This window comes from Streptomyces sp. NPDC020958, assembly GCF_055562175.1.
The window spans coordinates 126,303-140,617 of sequence record NZ_JBVHFU010000016.1; the positions used below are offsets into that span (position 1 = coordinate 126,303).

A 14,315-nucleotide genomic window follows, 5' to 3' on the forward strand; every position below is an offset into this window, starting at 1 on the left:
GATGCAGTTCGGACGCACGTACGAGGAGTTCGAGGTCGGGGCGACGTACAAGCACTGGCCCGGTAAGACGGTCACGGAGTACGACGACCACCTGTTCTGTCTCCTCACCATGAACCACCACCCGCTCCACATGGACACGAACTACGCCGAGAAGACGACGGACTTCGGCCGGAACGTGGTGGTGGGCAACTACATCTACTCGCTGCTGCTCGGCATGTCCGTCCCGGACATCTCGGGCAAGGCGATCGCCAACCTGGAGATCGAGTCGCTCAAGCACGTGGCGCCGACCTTCCACGGCGACACGATCTACGGCCAGACCACCGTGCTCGACAAGTGGCCCTCGAAGTCGAAGAGCGACCGCGGGATCGTCCACGTCGAGACCAAGGGCTACAAGCAGGACGGCACGCTCGTGTGCGTCTTCCGCCGCAAGGTGATGGTGCCGACCGAGACGTACATCAAGGAGCGCGGCGGCGAGCAGCCCGGCCGCCCGGAACTTCAGGAGCGCTAGTCATGGCCCGTCTCGCCCAGACCGCCGGTCTGACCGACGTCCAGCAGGAGATCCTCTCCACCGTCCGCGACTTCGTGGACAAGGAGATCATCCCGGTCGCCACCGAGCTGGAGCACCGCGACGAGTACCCGCAGGCGATCGTCGACGGTCTCCGGGAGCTCGGCCTGTTCGGCCTGATGATCCCGGAGGAGTACGGCGGCCTGGGCGAGTCCCTCCTGACGTACGCGCTGTGCGTCGAGGAGATCGCCCGGGGCTGGATGTCCGTGTCCGGAATCATCAACACGCACTTCATCGTGGCGTACATGCTCAAGCAGCACGGTACCCAGGAGCAGAAGGAGCACTTCCTGCCGCGGATGGCGGCCGGCGACATCCGGGGCGCGTTCTCGATGTCGGAGCCGGGTCTCGGCTCGGACGTGTCGGCGATCACCTCGAAGGCGGTGCGGGACGGCGAGGAGTACGTCCTGAACGGCCAGAAGATGTGGCTGACGAACGGCGGTACGTCGTCCCTCGTGGCCGTACTCGTCCGGAGTGACGAAGGACACCCCGAGGGTACGGCGCCGCACAGGTCGATGACGACCTTCCTGGTCGAGAAGGAGCCGGGCTTCGGCGAGGTCCGCCCCGGTCTGACCATCCCGGGCAAGATCGACAAGATGGGCTACAAGGGCGTCGACACCACCGAGCTGATCATGGACGGCCTGCGGATTCCGGCCGATCGGGTGCTCGGCGGGGTCACCGGCCGAGGTTTTTACCAAATGATGGACGGAGTCGAGGTCGGCCGGGTCAACGTGGCGGCACGCGGCTGCGGTGTCGCACAGCGCGCTTTCGAACTCGGCGTCCAGTATGCCCAGCAGCGTCACACTTTCGGCAAGGCGATCGCCCAGCACCAGGCCATCCAGTTCAAACTGGCGGAGATGGCCACGAAGGTCGAGGCCGCCCATGCCATGATGGTCAACGCCGCACGCAAAAAGGACTCCGGGGAACGAAACGACCTTGAGGCGGGGATGGCGAAGTACCTCGCCTCCGAGTTCTGCAAGGAGGTCGTGGAGGACGCCTTCCGGATCCACGGCGGCTACGGATTCTCCAAGGAGTACGAGATCGAGCGTCTCTACCGCGAGGCGCCGATGCTGCTGATCGGCGAGGGCACCGCCGAGATCCAGAAAATGATCATCGGGCGAAGGCTGCTCGAAGAGTATCGATTCCAGGGCTGATTGTCCGGGTACGGGGTGTTTTCTTCGAGAAGAAGATCACACCCCGTCAACGGTCTTCGGCCGCCGACTCGGCTGCTTGGCTTGCCCAGTTGCGGCCCCCGACCGGTACGATCCCGGAAAGCCGCCGTCCCCGTTTCCCGCGCGGCATCATCCGCTACGAAGGTCATCCATGCCCCACAGCCAAACCTCTGCACATCGAGACAGCCTGGCCGGCGTACGCCTCGCGCGCGGAGCATCGCCGTGGCTTCTCCCGACCGTCGCCACCGCAGCCGTCAGCCTCCTGCGCGCCCGTCGCTCCGGTGCCGCGAAGGCCGTCGCCGTGCCCGCCACCGCACTCGCGGCGGGCATGCTGTGGTTCTTCCGCGACCCCGAGCGTGAGATCGCCCCGGGCCGTGTCATCTCGCCCGCCGACGGTGTGGTGCAGAGCATCATGCCGTGGAAGGACGGTCGCACCCGCGTCGCGATCTTCATGAGCCCGCTCAACGTCCACGTCAACCGCGCGCCCCTGGCGGGCGAGGTGACGTCGGTGGAGCACATCCCCGGTGGCTTCGTTCCCGCCTTCAACAAGGAGAGCGAGAACAACGAGCGCGTAGTCTGGCATTTCGACACCGAACTCGGCGACATCGAAATGATCCAGATCGCCGGCGCGGTGGCCCGCCGCATCGTCCCCTACGTTCCGCAGGGCACGAAGGTCGAGCAGGGCGACCGCATCGGTCTGATCCGGTTCGGCTCGCGCGTCGACATCTACCTGCCTGAAGGCGTGGAGGTCGCGGTCGAGGTCGGCCAGAAGACCGTGGCTGGGGTGACTCGCATTGACCGTGATTGATCCAGAGACCCAGGCGGGCTGGGTGCCCGAGGCCGACGAGATCGGCGACGACGAGGAGGAGATGCCGCTCTCTCTCCGCCTCTCGATAGCGGACACCCTCACCCTGGGCAACGCCACCTGCGGGTTCATGGCGGTGTACTTCACCACCACCGGCATCCTGATCCCGCACCTCACCGGGGACGACCAGTCGGCCGGCATGGCCCGCCACAGCGCGGCCACGGCGGTCATCCTGATGCTGTGCGCGGCGATCTTCGACCTGTTCGACGGCCTGGTGGCGCGCAAGCTGCGCTCCTCCCCCATGGGCGCGGAACTGGACAACCTCTCCGACCTGATCAGCTTCGGCCTCGCCCCGGCGTACTTCGTCCTCGTCTACGGCATGGTGGCGGACGATGCGTACCAGAAGGTGGCCGCGGTCGGGGCGGTCGTGGTGCTGCTGGCCGTGGTGCTGAGACTCGCGCGCTTCTCCTGCGTGACACCGCCCAACGGCATGTTCCAGGGCATGCCCTCGCCGTTCGGCGCGCTGACGGTCGTCTCGATCGTGCTCCTGGAGCTGCCGTTCTTCGCGACGCTGCTGGCGATCCTCGGCACGGCGTGGCTGATGGTCAGCCGGGTCGAGTACCCGAAGCCGCGCGGGCGCCTCGCGGTCGCGATGCTGTCCTGGATCGTGCTCGGCGTGGGCCTCCTGGCGGCCTGGGCCTTCGACGCCCCGGGCGGCCAGCTGCTCCTCCAGACCGGCTGTGCGCTGCAGCTGGTGACCGGCGCGGTGATCCCGCTGTTCGCCACGGCCCGCCGGGTGAACAACTTCCGCGACAACCGGCGTGAGGCACGGGCGGCCCAGCTGCCCTGACGCCGCCCGCACCGAAGACGGGTGTGGCCCGGACCCGCAGGTCCGGGCCACACCCGTCTTCCGTTCACGTTCTCCGCTCCGGGACGCGGCTTTCGCCCCTCAGCTCAGGAAGTCCCGTGCGATCTGTTCCGCCACCCGCTCCAGGATCGGCCCGGCGTCGGCGATGCACGTCACCACGTCCGGTTCGACGTCGGTGAGCGGGTAGACGCGGCGGATCCCGGCCCGCCCGATCGCCTCGGGCGGCAGGGCGAGGCGGCCGCAGACCGCCACCACCTCCTTGCCCGCGGCACGGGCGGCCGCGGCCACCCCGGCCGGTGCCTTGCCGTGCAGCGTCTGCTCGTCGAGCGAGCCCTCGCCGGTGATGACGAGCGACGCCCGCTCCAGCGCCGGCGCGAAGCCCAGCACGTCGAGCATGACCTCGATGCCGGCCCGGAACCGGGCGCCGAGCAGCAGCGCGCCGTACCCGATGCCGCCGGCCGCGCCGGCGCCCTGCGCCACCGCGTACCCGGCGGCGCGCGCGCCGGCCTCTGCCTCCAGGATCTTCGCGAAGTGGGCCAGCGCCGCGTCCAGCAGTTCCACGTCGTCGGGCGAGGCGCCCTTCTGCGGGCCGTAGACGGCGGGCGCGCCCTTCGGGCCGGTCAGCGGGTTGTCGACGTCGCTGGCGAGGATCAGGTCCACGGAGGACAGCCGCGGGTCCAGCCCGGACAGGTCCGCGCGGGCCAGTTCGGCCAGTCCGCCGCCGCCCGGCGGCACCGGTTCGCCGTCCGCGTCGAGGAAACGCGCGCCGAGCGCCGACAGCATCCCGGCCCCGCCGTCCGTCGTGGCACTGCCTCCGACGCCGAAGACGATCGTGCGGGCTCCCGCGTCCAGCGCGGCCCGCAGCAGCTCTCCGGAGCCGTACGTGGAGGCCGTGAGCGGCGCGAACACACCGCGGGGCAGCCGCTGCAGCCCGCTCGCCTCGGCCATCTCCACCACGGCGGTGTCACCACGGAGCGCGAACGCGGCGGTGACCTCGTGCCCCAGGGGCCCGGCGACCCGCCGCTCGTGCCGTTCGAAACCGGCCGCGACCGCGGCGGCCACCGTGCCGTCCCCGCCGTCGGCGACGGGCAGCGCCGCCACGTCCAGGCCGGGCACGACCCGCCGCAGCCCCGCCGTGACCCGCTCGGCGACCTGCACGGCGGTCAGCGAGCCCTTGAACTTGTCCGCGGCGATGAGCACGCGCTGTGTCACCTGTATCCCCTTGCATTCCGGGCCTCGCGCACGTCAAGGCCAGTCGCGCCGCTGCGACCTTAACCGCAGGACACCCTCCCCGTCATTCCCCGGCCCGGGCGGCGCCACGGCGGCCCGGGCGGGGCCCCGGCCTGGTTACCCTGCCGGAGTGACCACCACCGACACCTACGCCGCGTACATCGCGAGCCTCCCCCGTGTCCTCGCCGGGGCCGCCGCGCTCTTCCTGGACGCCGAGGGGCGGGTCCTGCTCGTCGAACCCAACTACCGGGAGGGCTGGGCGCTGCCGGGCGGGACCGTCGAGTCCGACGACGGCGAGACCCCCCGCCAGGGCGCCCGCCGGGAGACCCTGGAGGAGATCGGGCTGGACCGGCCCATGGGCCGGCTGCTGGCGGTGGACTGGGTGCACGGCACCGGCCGGCCGCCGGTCGTGGCGTACGTGTACGACGGCGGCGTCCTCACCGACGACGACCTCCGGGCGATCGTCCTCCAGGAGGAGGAACTGCTGTCCTGGCGGCTGGTCCCCCGCGAGCGGATCACCGACCACCTGTCCGGCGCGCTCGGACGGCGCGTACTGGTCGCCCTGGACACCCTCACGGACGGCTCGGGGACGGCGGAGCTGGAGAACGGTCACCGGGTCGGCTGAACCACGGCCCCGGCCCCGGCCCCGCCCGCCCATATCCACTCGCTGCCGCAACCCGCCCCGCCCTACCCTCGACCCCATGACCAAGCCCCTCGTCGCCATCCTGAGTGGCGCCGGTGTCTCGACCGATTCCGGGATCCCCGACTACCGCGGTCCCAACGGCCTGTGGCGCGCGGATCCCGAGGCCGAGAAGCTCGTGACGTGCGAGTACTACATGGGCGACCCGGAGATCCGGCGCCGCTCGTGGCAGATGCGGCGCGAGAACCGCACACTCCAGGCGGAGCCGAACGCGGCCCACCGGGCCGTCGCCGAGCTGGAGCGGTCGGGGACCTCGGTGCGGGTGATCACGCAGAACGTGGACGGCCTGCACCAGCTCGCCGGGATGCCCGCCCGCAAGGTGCTCGAACTGCACGGCACCGCACGGCAGGTGGTGTGCACGGCCTGCGGTGCGCGGAGAACGATGGCGGACGCGCTCGCCAGGGTCGAGGCAGGTGAGGCGGATCCGCCGTGCCTGGAGTGCGGGGGCGTCCTCAAACCGGCGACCGTGATGTTCGGCGAGCGTCTCGACCCGGCCGTCCTCGGTGACGCTCTCGCCATCAGCAAGGCCTGCACGGTGTTCATCGCGGTGGGCAGCAGCCTTCAGGTCCAGCCGGCCGCCGGACTGGCGGGCGTCGCCGCCGACCACGGCGCCCGGCTGGTCATCGTCAACGCCGAGCCCACGCCGTACGACGACCGCGCCGACGACGTCATCCGCGAACCGATCGGCACCGCGCTGCCGAAGCTGCTCGCGGAGCTGCGGGCCGGCTAGAAGAGGCCGGGTCAGGACAGGCCCGCGTCAGAACAGGCCCGCGCCCCGTTCGAAGTCCAGCAGGCGCTGCTTGCGGGGCAGGCCGCCGCCGTAGCCGGTGAGGTTCCCGTTGGCACCGATCACCCGGTGGCAGGGGACGATGATGCCGACGGGGTTGCGGCCGTTGGCGAGGCCGACCGCGCGGGAGGCCTGGGGGTTGCCGAGGGCGTCGGCGAGTTCGCCGTAGCTGCGGGTCTCCCCGTACGGGATCCGGGTCAGCTGGTCCCAGACGCTGCGCTGGAACGGCGTGCCGTTCAGCCGCAGTTCGACGGTGAACTCCTTCAACTCGCCCGCGAAATAGGCGGCGAGCTGTTCCTCGGCCTCGTCGAACAGGTCGTCGTCGCGGTCGCCGAAGGTCTCCTCGGGCGGCCGGTGGCGCTGTTCCTCCATGTACAGACCGCACAGGATGCCGTCCTCGGCGACCAGGGTGAGCGGGCCGTAGGGGCTGTCGGTGACGGTGTGGTTCTTCACGGCAAGGTCCTCACACGGGCAGGAAGTTGATCGGGTGGCTGTCGGTCGCCCACAGGTACTGGACGGCGTAGGCGCGCCAGGGACGCCAGGCGGCCGCGCGTGCGGTGAGGGCGGCCGGGGTGCCGGGCAGGCCCAACTCCTGGGCGGCGCGGCGGATTCCGAGGTCGGTGGGGAGGAAGGCGTCGGGGTCGCCGAGGGCGCGCATGGCGATGACGTCGACGGTCCAGGGGCCGAAGCCGGGGAGGGCGAGGAGCCTGGCGCGGGCTTCCGCCCAGTCGCACTCCACCCCCAGGTGGAGGGTTCCGTCGGCCAGTCGGCTCACCAGGGTGGTGAAGGTGGTGCGGCGGCTACGGGGCATCGCCAGGGACTCGGGGGGTACGTCCGCGAGCGCCTCGGGGGACGGGAAGAGGTGGGTCAGGCCGCCCTCGGGGTCGTCGACCGGGGTGCCGTGGGCCGTCACCAGGCGGGCCGCGTGGGTACGGGCGGCGGCCGTGGAGACCTGCTGGCCGAGCACGGCCCGGACCGCGAACTCCGCTTCGTCCACCGTGCGCGGCACCCGGCGCCCCGGCGCCTTGTCCACCAGCGGCGCCAGAACGGGATCCGAACGGAGCTGGTCGTCCACGGCGACCGGGTCGGCGTCCAGGTCCAGGAGCCGGCGACAGCGGCTGATGGCGACGGGCAGGTCCCGCAGGTCGCTGAGGGCGAGCCGGCAGGCGATGTGGTCGGGCTTCGGCGCGAGGGCGGCGATGCCGTGCCCGTACGGCAGCCGCAGGGTCCGCCGGTAGGCGCCGTCCCGCCACTCCTCCACGCCGGGTACGGCGGTGGCCGCGAGGTGTCCGAACAGGTTGTCGGGGTTGAGCGGGGCACGGAAGGGGAGCCGCAGCGAGAGCGCGCCCGGAGCGTGCCGCGCGGTCCTCGGGCGGCGGTCGCGCAGTTCGGTCGGCGAGAGCGCGAAGACCTCCCGGACGGTGTCGTTGAAGGTGCGGATCGAGGAGAATCCGGACGCGAAGGCGATCTCCGCCATCGGCAGGGCGGTCGTCTCGATCAGCAGGCGGGCGGTCTGGGCGCGCTGGGCCCGGGCGAGGGCCAGCGGACCGGCGCCGAGTTCGGCGAGCAGCTGGCGTTCCACCTGCCGAGGGCTGTAGCCGAGGCGGGCGGCGAGACCGGGCACGCCCTCGCGGTCCACGACCCCGTCGGCGATCAGCCGCATGGCGCGGGCGACCAGGTCGGCGCGCTGGTTCCACTCCGGGGAGCCGGGGCTGGTGTCGGGACGGCAGCGCTTGCAGGCGCGGAAGCCGGCCTGCTGGCAGGCGGCGGCGCTCGGGTAGAACGTCATGTTCGCGGGCTTGGGCGGTACCACCGGGCAGCTGGGCCGGCAGTAGATGCGCGTGGTGAGGACGGCGGTGTAGAACCAGCCGTCGAACCGCGCGTCCTTCGACTGCACGGCCCGTACGCAGTGCTCTCGGTCGAGGTGCATCCCTTTCTGCATGGGTCCAGCATCGGCCACGGACGGTGGCCGATGCTGGCGGGAATCCGACACGAAGGTGGGCTGACCTCGGGTCGCGGAAAGGTCTCCGCGGGAAGGTCCTCGCGGGAAGGTCAGAAGTAGTGGTCCTGGTCCAGGTCGGCGAGGAGGCCGGGCTGCTCGGGCCGCCAGTCGTAGCGCTGCCGGGTCGAGGCGCTCGACGTCGGGTTGTCGTTGACGCAGAAGGGGCCGAGCCATCCGAAGTGGTCGATCGCCCGGGCCCGGGGCAGGGAGACCGTCGGCACGTCGAGGCGGCGGCCGATCACCTCGGCGATGTCGCGCAACCGTACGTCCCCTTCGGCGACGGCGTGCAGTACGGCGCCCGCCGGGGCCGCCTCCAGGGCCCGGCGGTAGAGGGTGGCGGCGTCCAGGCGGTGCACGGCGGACCAGCGGTTGGTCCCCTCGTCCGGGTAGGCGGCGACGCCCTTGTCCCGGGCGATGCCGATGAGGGCCGGCACGAACGCGTGGTCGCCCGCACCGTGTACCGAGGGCAGCCGGATCGCGCTGACCCCCACCCCGCGGTCGGCCAGGGCCAGTGCGGCCCGTTCCGGCTCCGCCCGGTGCGCGCCCGGCGCGGCGGGGTCGGGACCGTCGGTCTCGGTGCCGACGCGGCCGGGGGTGAGCAGGCCGGTCACGGACGTGACGACCAGGGGGCGACCGGAGTCGGCGAGGGCGTCGCCGAAAGCGGCCAGGGCCGCGAGTTCGATGCGCAGGGCGCCGTGCAGGTCGGAGAAGTCGTGGTGGAAGCCGGTGTGGACCACTCCGTCGGCCTCGGCGGCCGCGGCCCGCAGCCCGTCGACGTCGTTCAGGTCGCCCCGGTGCGCCTGTGCTCCCGCCTCCTTCAGGGCCGCCTCGGCCGCGTCCGAACGGGCCAGGCCGAGCACCTGGTGCCCGGCGTCGAGCAGTTCGCGGACGACCGCGCTGCCGACGAAACCGGTGGCGCCGGTGACGAACACACGCATGACAAATCACCTCACGGGGAGTGCATCTGGTGGGATGACCCCAGCGTGCGCCCGGCGACCGGGCCGGGTCCAAGACCTGTTCCGCACCCTGTGATGCCTGTCCGGTTATCACCGCAGTTCACCGAGGTTTCACCGGCGCGCGGGTAGAGTCACGGGGTGCCCGATTCCCCCGTACCGGCGGTGGACCTGGAGCTGCGCCTGGTGCGTTACTTCACCGTCGTCGCCGAAGAGCTGCACTTCGGTCGCGCGGCCGACACGCTGCGTCTGGCGCAGCCCTCGCTGAGCCGGCAGATCCGGCGGCTCGAGCAGCAGGTGGGTGCCCGGCTGCTGGACCGCAGCCCGCGCGGCACCCGGCTCACCGAGGCCGGGGAGGTCTTCCTGCCGCAGGCCAGGGAGCTGCTGCGGACGGCCGGCCGGGCCGCCGCGAGCGCGCGGTCGGCGGCCGCCCACGCCCCGTTCACCGTCGGGTTCACCACCCATATGATCGTCACCCCGGCCGTCCGGGAGCTGCGCAGGCGTCATCCCGAGGCGGATGTCCGCGCCCTGCACCTGGACTGGAACGACCCGCGCGAAGCGCTGCTGGACCGTCGCGTCGACGTGGTGGTGACCCGGTTCCTGTTCACCGCCGACGACCTGGACGTCACGGTCCTCTACGAGGAGCCGCGGGTCCTGCTGGTACCGCTCGATCACCGGCTGGCGGGCAAGGAGTCGGTCACCCTCGCCGACTTCTCCGACGAGCCGCTCCCCCGTTTCACCGGCGCCGACCGGATCGGGGCGAACCCTCCCGGCCACACCCGGCTGGGCCCCTCGGTGGACTCGCTGGAGGACAAGCTCGAACTGGTCGCGAGCGGTGAGGTGGTGACGCTGGCACCGGCCGGGTTCGGCGGGAACCTGCGGCCGGACATCGCCGTCGTCCCGGTGGCGGACGCCACGCCCCTCCAGGTGGTCCTCGCCGTCCGGGCCGGGGACCGTCACCCGCTGTTCCCGGCGTTCCGCCGCGCGGCCGAGGCCCACCTGGTCCCGGACGGCGCCGCCCGGACCGAGGACTCGGTACGGGGCGGCGCCGCCGTCGGGAGGAGTTCCGGGTGGGCCCGGACGCGTCAGGTCGTGTCCGCGGATTCGTCGCCGCGGACCACGCACAGCGCCCAGATGATGAACCCGGAGAGCGCGATCATCACCACGGACCAGACCGGGTAGTACGGCAGGGACAGGAAGTTGGCGATGATCACCAGCGCGGCGATGGCCACGCCGGCGCCGCGGGCCCACGCGGCGGGCTTCAGGAGGCCGACGCCGACGACCACGGCGATCACGCCGAGGACCAGGTGGATCCAGCCCCAGCTCGTGAGGTCGAACTTGAAGACGTAGTTGGGCGTCGTGACGAACACGTCGTCCTGGGCGATCGCCATGATGCCGCGGAACACCGCGAGCAGACCGGCGATCATCAGCATGACGGCGGAGAAGGTCGTCAGTCCGCCGGCCCACTGCATCTTGGCGGTGTGCGGGTGGTGCGCGGGATGTGTCGCTGTCATGCGCCTGCCTCGATTCGTTCTCGCAGATCTCGTGGTACTGGTGGTGCGGTCAGCGCCCGTGGGTGGTGGGCACGGCGCCGGTGCGCGGGGCGGCCGGTCCGGCGTCGCCCAGGACCAGTGCCTTGGCCCGGAGGAACTCCTCGTCCGAGATGTCGCCGCGGGACTTCATCTCGGAGAGCCTGGCCAGTTCGTCGACGCTGCTGGTCTGGCCGGTGCTCTGGGCGGTCTGCCGGATGTAGGACTCGAAGGCCTTCTGCTGGTCCCGGGCCTGCGAGATCTCGCGCTGCCCCATGCCCTTGCCGCGGGCGATCACGTAGATGAGCACGCCCAGGAAGGGGACCACGATGCAGAGGGCCAGCCAGCCGGCCTTGGCCCAGCCGCCCATCGAGTCGTCGCGGAAGATGTCCACGATGACGCGGAACAGCAGGACAAGCCACATGATCCACAGGAACAGCCACAGCATGGTCCAGAAGGCGCTCAGCAGCGGATAGTCGTACGCGAGGTAGGTCTGCGCGCTCATTTGTGTCCTCCGTCCACGGCGCCGGCCGGTCGGCCGCGCTCTGCGGTTTCAGGGTGCGCACGGCGGCCTCCCCGGGTCCTCACCCGGTGCGGGTGATCGTGCGCTGCTGTGCGGCACGCCTGGTCACTCCGGGCGGCGCCGCATCTCCACGACCCGCAGTCCGAGTGACAGACAGCGGTTCAGCAGGCCGTACAGCTGTGCCTCGTCGATGACGGGACCGAACAGGACCGTCTGGCCGGACATCGTCACGTGTTCCATTTCCGGGAAGGCCTGCGTCAGCGTCTCGGACATGGCCCCTTCGACGCGGATCTCGTAGTGCATGAGCCGTCTCCCGCCGCGGTGTGCTGCGGTCTGTGCACCGATCCTGCGCCGCGCCGGGCGCCGTCGGCCTCACCCGGCGGAGGTGATCCGGGCCCGGCCTCCGGATACCGCCGCGGGCGGGCAGGTGTCACAGCAGTCCGCGCTCGCGGGCCCGGCGCACCGCGTCGCCGCGCCGGCCCACCCCGAGCTTCCGGTAGACGCTCTTGAGGTGCGTCTTCACGGTGTTCACGGAGACGTACAGGTCGGCGGCGATCTCCTGGGTGGACATCAGCTGCGCCAGCCTGCTCAGCACCTCGCGCTCACGCCCGCTCAGCTCCTCCACGAGCAGCGGCGAGGCCTCGGGGGCGGCACCGGCGCCGTCGCCGTACAGCCAGCCCGCGGCCAGACCGTGCAGCTGCGGGGTGTCCAGCAGGCGCCGGATGCGCGGTCCCGCGTCCAGGAACGGGCGGCGCAGCCGGTTCCCGCGGGCCTCCAGGAGCGCCTTGGCGAGCAGTCTGCGGGCGGTGTCGGCGTCCCCCGTCTCGACCGCGGCCAGGGCGTGGACCAGGGTGGCCCGCACCGTGACCCCGGGACCTCCCCCCTCGTCCGCGCACAGCGGGCCCGCCGCCTCGACCGCTTCCTCGCGGTGGCCGGTGACCAGGCGCGCCCAGGCCAGCTCCGCCGCGCACACGGACCCGTCGGGGCCCCGGACCCCGTCGAGCACCCCGGCGGCCGCCTCCGGGCGGCCCTCGGCGAGGTGGGCCGCCGACGAGGCCAGGGCCGCGCCGGCCCGGACCCAGGGCGAGGTGACGGTGGCGCGTACGGCCGGGGTGGCCGCGTCCGCGGCGGCCTCCGGGTCGCCGAGCGCCGCCAGCAGCCGTGCGGTCGCCAGGGCCCGGCACCCCTCGGTCACCGGGTCGGGCGCCGCGGGGCCGGGGCCGGACGCGGCGGCCTCGGCCAGCAGGGTCCGGGCCTGGTCCAGTTCGTCGCGGTCGACGGCCACGGTGGCCAGCACCAGCTGCCCGAGCCCGGCGCCCGGGAACGGGTGGCCGCCGCAGTGCCGGGTCACGGCCGTGGCGGCCAGGGCCCGGCTCTCCGCCCGGTCGAGCCGGCCGTCGAAGTAGTCGAGGAGCGCCAGGTGCCCGAGGCAGTCCTCGCGCGGCAGCTCCGTCGCGGCGTCGGCGAGGGCGGCCACCTCGGTGAGGGCGGCGCGGGCCTCGTCGAAGTGCCCGGCCCACACCCGGGCCGAACCCAGGTGGGTGAGCAGCAGCGCGCCGAGCTCGGGGTGGCGCGCCAGCTGCTCGGCGGGCACCTCGTGGCGGAGCCGCTCGGCCGTCGCCATCGCCTGCTCGGCCTGGCCGGGGGCACCGGTCAGCCGGGCCGCCAGGGACTCCAGGAGCACCCGGCTCAGCCGGCTCGCCGCGGCGGGCTCCCGCGCAGCCGCATCCTGCGCCGCGTGGCCGAGGTGGACGAGGCCGCGGTCGAGGTCGCATCCGGACAGTTCGCGGGCCGCCCGCACCAGGTCCACCGCCGCGCCGGTGGCCTCGGTGTCCATCCGGGAGAACAGTTCGGTGAGGTCGTCGGCGCGCGGCCCGGTGAGCAGCCGGCCGATCGCCAGGTCGTCGACGACGGCGCCGGCGGTGAACTCCCAGTCGGCCGCCGCCGCGCCGTGGGCCAGTGCCTCGGGTACCGCGCCGTGGGCCCGCAGCCAGCACGCGGCGCGCCGGTGCAGTTCGGGTTCCCGCTCCGGTCGGCGGGCCCGCAGGTGGACCCGGAGGATCTCCGCGAACAGCGGGTGCAGCCGGAACCAGGAGTGCCCGAGGTACTCGACGAAGGCGTTCTGGCGGCACAGCGCGGCCAGCCGCGGCCCGGCTCCGGGGCGGCCCGTGAGGGCCTCGGCCAGTTCGGGGCAGAACCGGTCCAGGACGCTGACGCACAGCAGCAGGTCCTGCGTCTGGGGCGACTGCCGGTTGAGCACCTCGGCCAGCAGGAAGTCGGCGATGACGCTGTGACCGGCCTCGAACTCCTTGAGGTACGTCTCCGGGTCCGCGCTCTGCCGGGCGGCGAGGGCGCTCAGCTGCACCCCGGCCGCCCAGCCGCGGGTGCGCTCCACCAGGGCGCGGGCGGCCTGGGCGGGCAGCGGCAGGTCGTGCCGGGCCAGCAGGTCGGCGGCCTCCTCGGGGGTGAAGGCCAGTTCGTCGTTCCTGATCTCGGTGACGGCCGCGGCGGCCCGGTAGCGGTGCAGGGGCAGCAGGGGTTCGGTCCGGGTGACCAGGATCAGCCGCAGGCCCTGTCCGGCGTGGTGCAGGACGAACTCCAGTTGCTCGGCGGGCTCCGGGGCGGACAGCCGGTCGAACTCGTCGAGGACCAGGATCGCCGGCCGGCCGCTCCCGTTCAGCTCGTCGGCGAGCCGGCCGAGCAGCCGGTGGCCGACCATGCCGATGGTCCCCGGGCCGCCGATGCCGGCGGGGAGCGCGGTGCCCGCGGAGCGCAGGGCGTGCAGGACATGGGTCCAGAACGTGCCGGGCCGCTGGTCGCCCGCCTCGTGGGTGAGCCAGGCGACCGGTTGTCCGAGCCCGGCGGCCCAGTCGGCGACGAGGAGGGTCTTCCCCGCGCCGGCCGCGCCGTTGACCATGGTCAGCGGTGTCCGGAGGGCCTGGTCGAGGTGCGCGGTCAGCCTGGGCCTGCGGACGAAGGTGGGGGGCCTGGCCGGTGCGGCGAACCGGGTCCGCAGCAGCGGCTCCCCCGGCGGGCCGGTGTACCCGGCGGCCCGCACCAGTGCGCTGTCGTCGTGCGCGGCCACAGACATCACCACCTGTGTCCGGCCGGCCGTGGCCGGCGCTCTACTCCCTCAGGATCACAGGGTTTGCGCCCCGGCGCAGGACACGCGGGGCTGGCCGCC

The 14,315-nt window shown here is 72.6% G+C and carries 15 protein-coding genes; 7 read left to right on the forward strand and 8 right to left on the reverse strand.

Annotated features, from left to right (window positions below):
• The first annotated feature begins 1 nt into the window (after position 1).
• The 4 genes from ACZ3KP_RS34095 to pssA all read left to right on the forward strand — a co-directional run bounded on the left by ACZ3KP_RS34095 (position 2) and on the right by pssA (position 3,389).
• On the forward strand, positions 2 to 508 hold the full coding sequence (locus tag ACZ3KP_RS34095) for a MaoC family dehydratase (protein WP_132893286.1): 507 nt from the start codon (positions 2 to 4) through the stop codon (positions 506 to 508).
• Positions 509 to 510: 2 nt separating this feature from the next.
• On the forward strand, positions 511 to 1,716 hold the full coding sequence (locus ACZ3KP_RS34100; protein WP_467504278.1) for an acyl-CoA dehydrogenase family protein: 1,206 nt from the start codon (positions 511 to 513) through the stop codon (positions 1,714 to 1,716).
• 169 nt (positions 1,717 to 1,885) lie between these two features.
• Positions 1,886 to 2,542, forward strand: a complete 657-nt coding sequence (locus tag ACZ3KP_RS34105) for a phosphatidylserine decarboxylase (protein WP_132893190.1) — start codon at positions 1,886 to 1,888, stop codon at positions 2,540 to 2,542.
• A 22-nt stretch (positions 2,543 to 2,564) separates the two neighbouring features.
• Positions 2,565 to 3,389: a CDP-diacylglycerol--serine O-phosphatidyltransferase gene (gene pssA / locus ACZ3KP_RS34110; protein WP_132893285.1), complete on the forward strand. Its 825-nt coding sequence runs from the start codon at positions 2,565 to 2,567 to the stop codon at positions 3,387 to 3,389.
• Positions 3,390 to 3,488: 99 nt separating this feature from the next.
• On the opposite strand, the gene ACZ3KP_RS34115 is transcribed toward pssA, so the two are convergent.
• On the reverse strand, positions 3,489 to 4,607 hold the full coding sequence (locus tag ACZ3KP_RS34115; RefSeq protein ID WP_467504348.1) for a glycerate kinase: 1,119 nt from the start codon (positions 4,605 to 4,607) through the stop codon (positions 3,489 to 3,491).
• A gap of 160 nt (positions 4,608 to 4,767) precedes the next feature.
• Here ACZ3KP_RS34115 and ACZ3KP_RS34120 point away from each other — a divergent pair, with 160 nt between their 5' ends.
• Both ACZ3KP_RS34120 and ACZ3KP_RS34125 read left to right on the forward strand, forming a co-directional pair.
• Positions 4,768 to 5,262 (forward strand): NUDIX domain-containing protein, encoded by a 495-nt coding sequence (locus tag ACZ3KP_RS34120; RefSeq protein ID WP_132893188.1) that lies wholly within the window; start codon positions 4,768 to 4,770, stop codon positions 5,260 to 5,262.
• A gap of 76 nt (positions 5,263 to 5,338) precedes the next feature.
• Positions 5,339 to 6,067, forward strand: coding sequence for an SIR2 family NAD-dependent protein deacylase (locus tag ACZ3KP_RS34125; protein ID WP_467504279.1), 729 nt, complete (start codon positions 5,339 to 5,341; stop codon positions 6,065 to 6,067).
• Positions 6,068 to 6,094: 27 nt separating this feature from the next.
• On the opposite strand, the gene ACZ3KP_RS34130 is transcribed toward ACZ3KP_RS34125, so the two are convergent.
• The 3 genes from ACZ3KP_RS34130 to ACZ3KP_RS34140 form a co-directional block, all read right to left on the reverse strand.
• Positions 6,095 to 6,577: a methylated-DNA--[protein]-cysteine S-methyltransferase gene (locus ACZ3KP_RS34130; protein WP_467504281.1), complete on the reverse strand. Its 483-nt coding sequence runs from the start codon at positions 6,575 to 6,577 to the stop codon at positions 6,095 to 6,097.
• 10 nt (positions 6,578 to 6,587) lie between these two features.
• Positions 6,588 to 8,054: an AlkA N-terminal domain-containing protein gene (locus ACZ3KP_RS34135; protein ID WP_358980222.1), complete on the reverse strand. Its 1,467-nt coding sequence runs from the start codon at positions 8,052 to 8,054 to the stop codon at positions 6,588 to 6,590.
• A 122-nt stretch (positions 8,055 to 8,176) separates the two neighbouring features.
• On the reverse strand, positions 8,177 to 9,064 hold the full coding sequence (locus ACZ3KP_RS34140; protein ID WP_467504283.1) for an SDR family oxidoreductase: 888 nt from the start codon (positions 9,062 to 9,064) through the stop codon (positions 8,177 to 8,179).
• 156 nt (positions 9,065 to 9,220) lie between these two features.
• Between ACZ3KP_RS34140 and ACZ3KP_RS34145 the strand changes: the two genes are divergently transcribed.
• Entirely contained in the window at positions 9,221 to 10,261 is a 1,041-nt protein-coding gene (locus ACZ3KP_RS34145; protein WP_467504285.1) for a LysR family transcriptional regulator, read from the forward strand.
• Here the strand turns inward: ACZ3KP_RS34145 and ACZ3KP_RS34150 are convergent.
• From ACZ3KP_RS34150 to ACZ3KP_RS34165, 4 genes are all read right to left on the reverse strand, one after another.
• Complete coding sequence (locus tag ACZ3KP_RS34150) at positions 10,165 to 10,593, reverse strand: DUF7144 family membrane protein (RefSeq protein WP_467504287.1); 429 nt, start codon at positions 10,591 to 10,593, stop codon at positions 10,165 to 10,167. The two genes, ACZ3KP_RS34145 and ACZ3KP_RS34150, sit on opposite strands and share 97 nt — an antisense overlap.
• 49 nt (positions 10,594 to 10,642) lie before the next feature.
• A complete protein-coding gene (locus ACZ3KP_RS34155; RefSeq protein WP_467504289.1) occupies positions 10,643 to 11,113 on the reverse strand; it encodes an SHOCT domain-containing protein in 471 nt (156 codons plus the stop codon).
• A 123-nt stretch (positions 11,114 to 11,236) separates the two neighbouring features.
• Positions 11,237 to 11,434 carry a hypothetical protein gene (locus ACZ3KP_RS34160; RefSeq protein ID WP_046730104.1) on the reverse strand — a complete coding sequence of 66 codons (198 nt, stop codon included), beginning with the start codon at positions 11,432 to 11,434 and terminating at the stop codon, positions 11,237 to 11,239.
• Positions 11,435 to 11,561: 127 nt separating this feature from the next.
• Positions 11,562 to 14,222 (reverse strand): winged helix-turn-helix domain-containing protein, encoded by a 2,661-nt coding sequence (locus ACZ3KP_RS34165; protein ID WP_467504291.1) that lies wholly within the window; start codon positions 14,220 to 14,222, stop codon positions 11,562 to 11,564.
• Between the last annotated feature and the right edge of the window lie 93 nt (positions 14,223 to 14,315).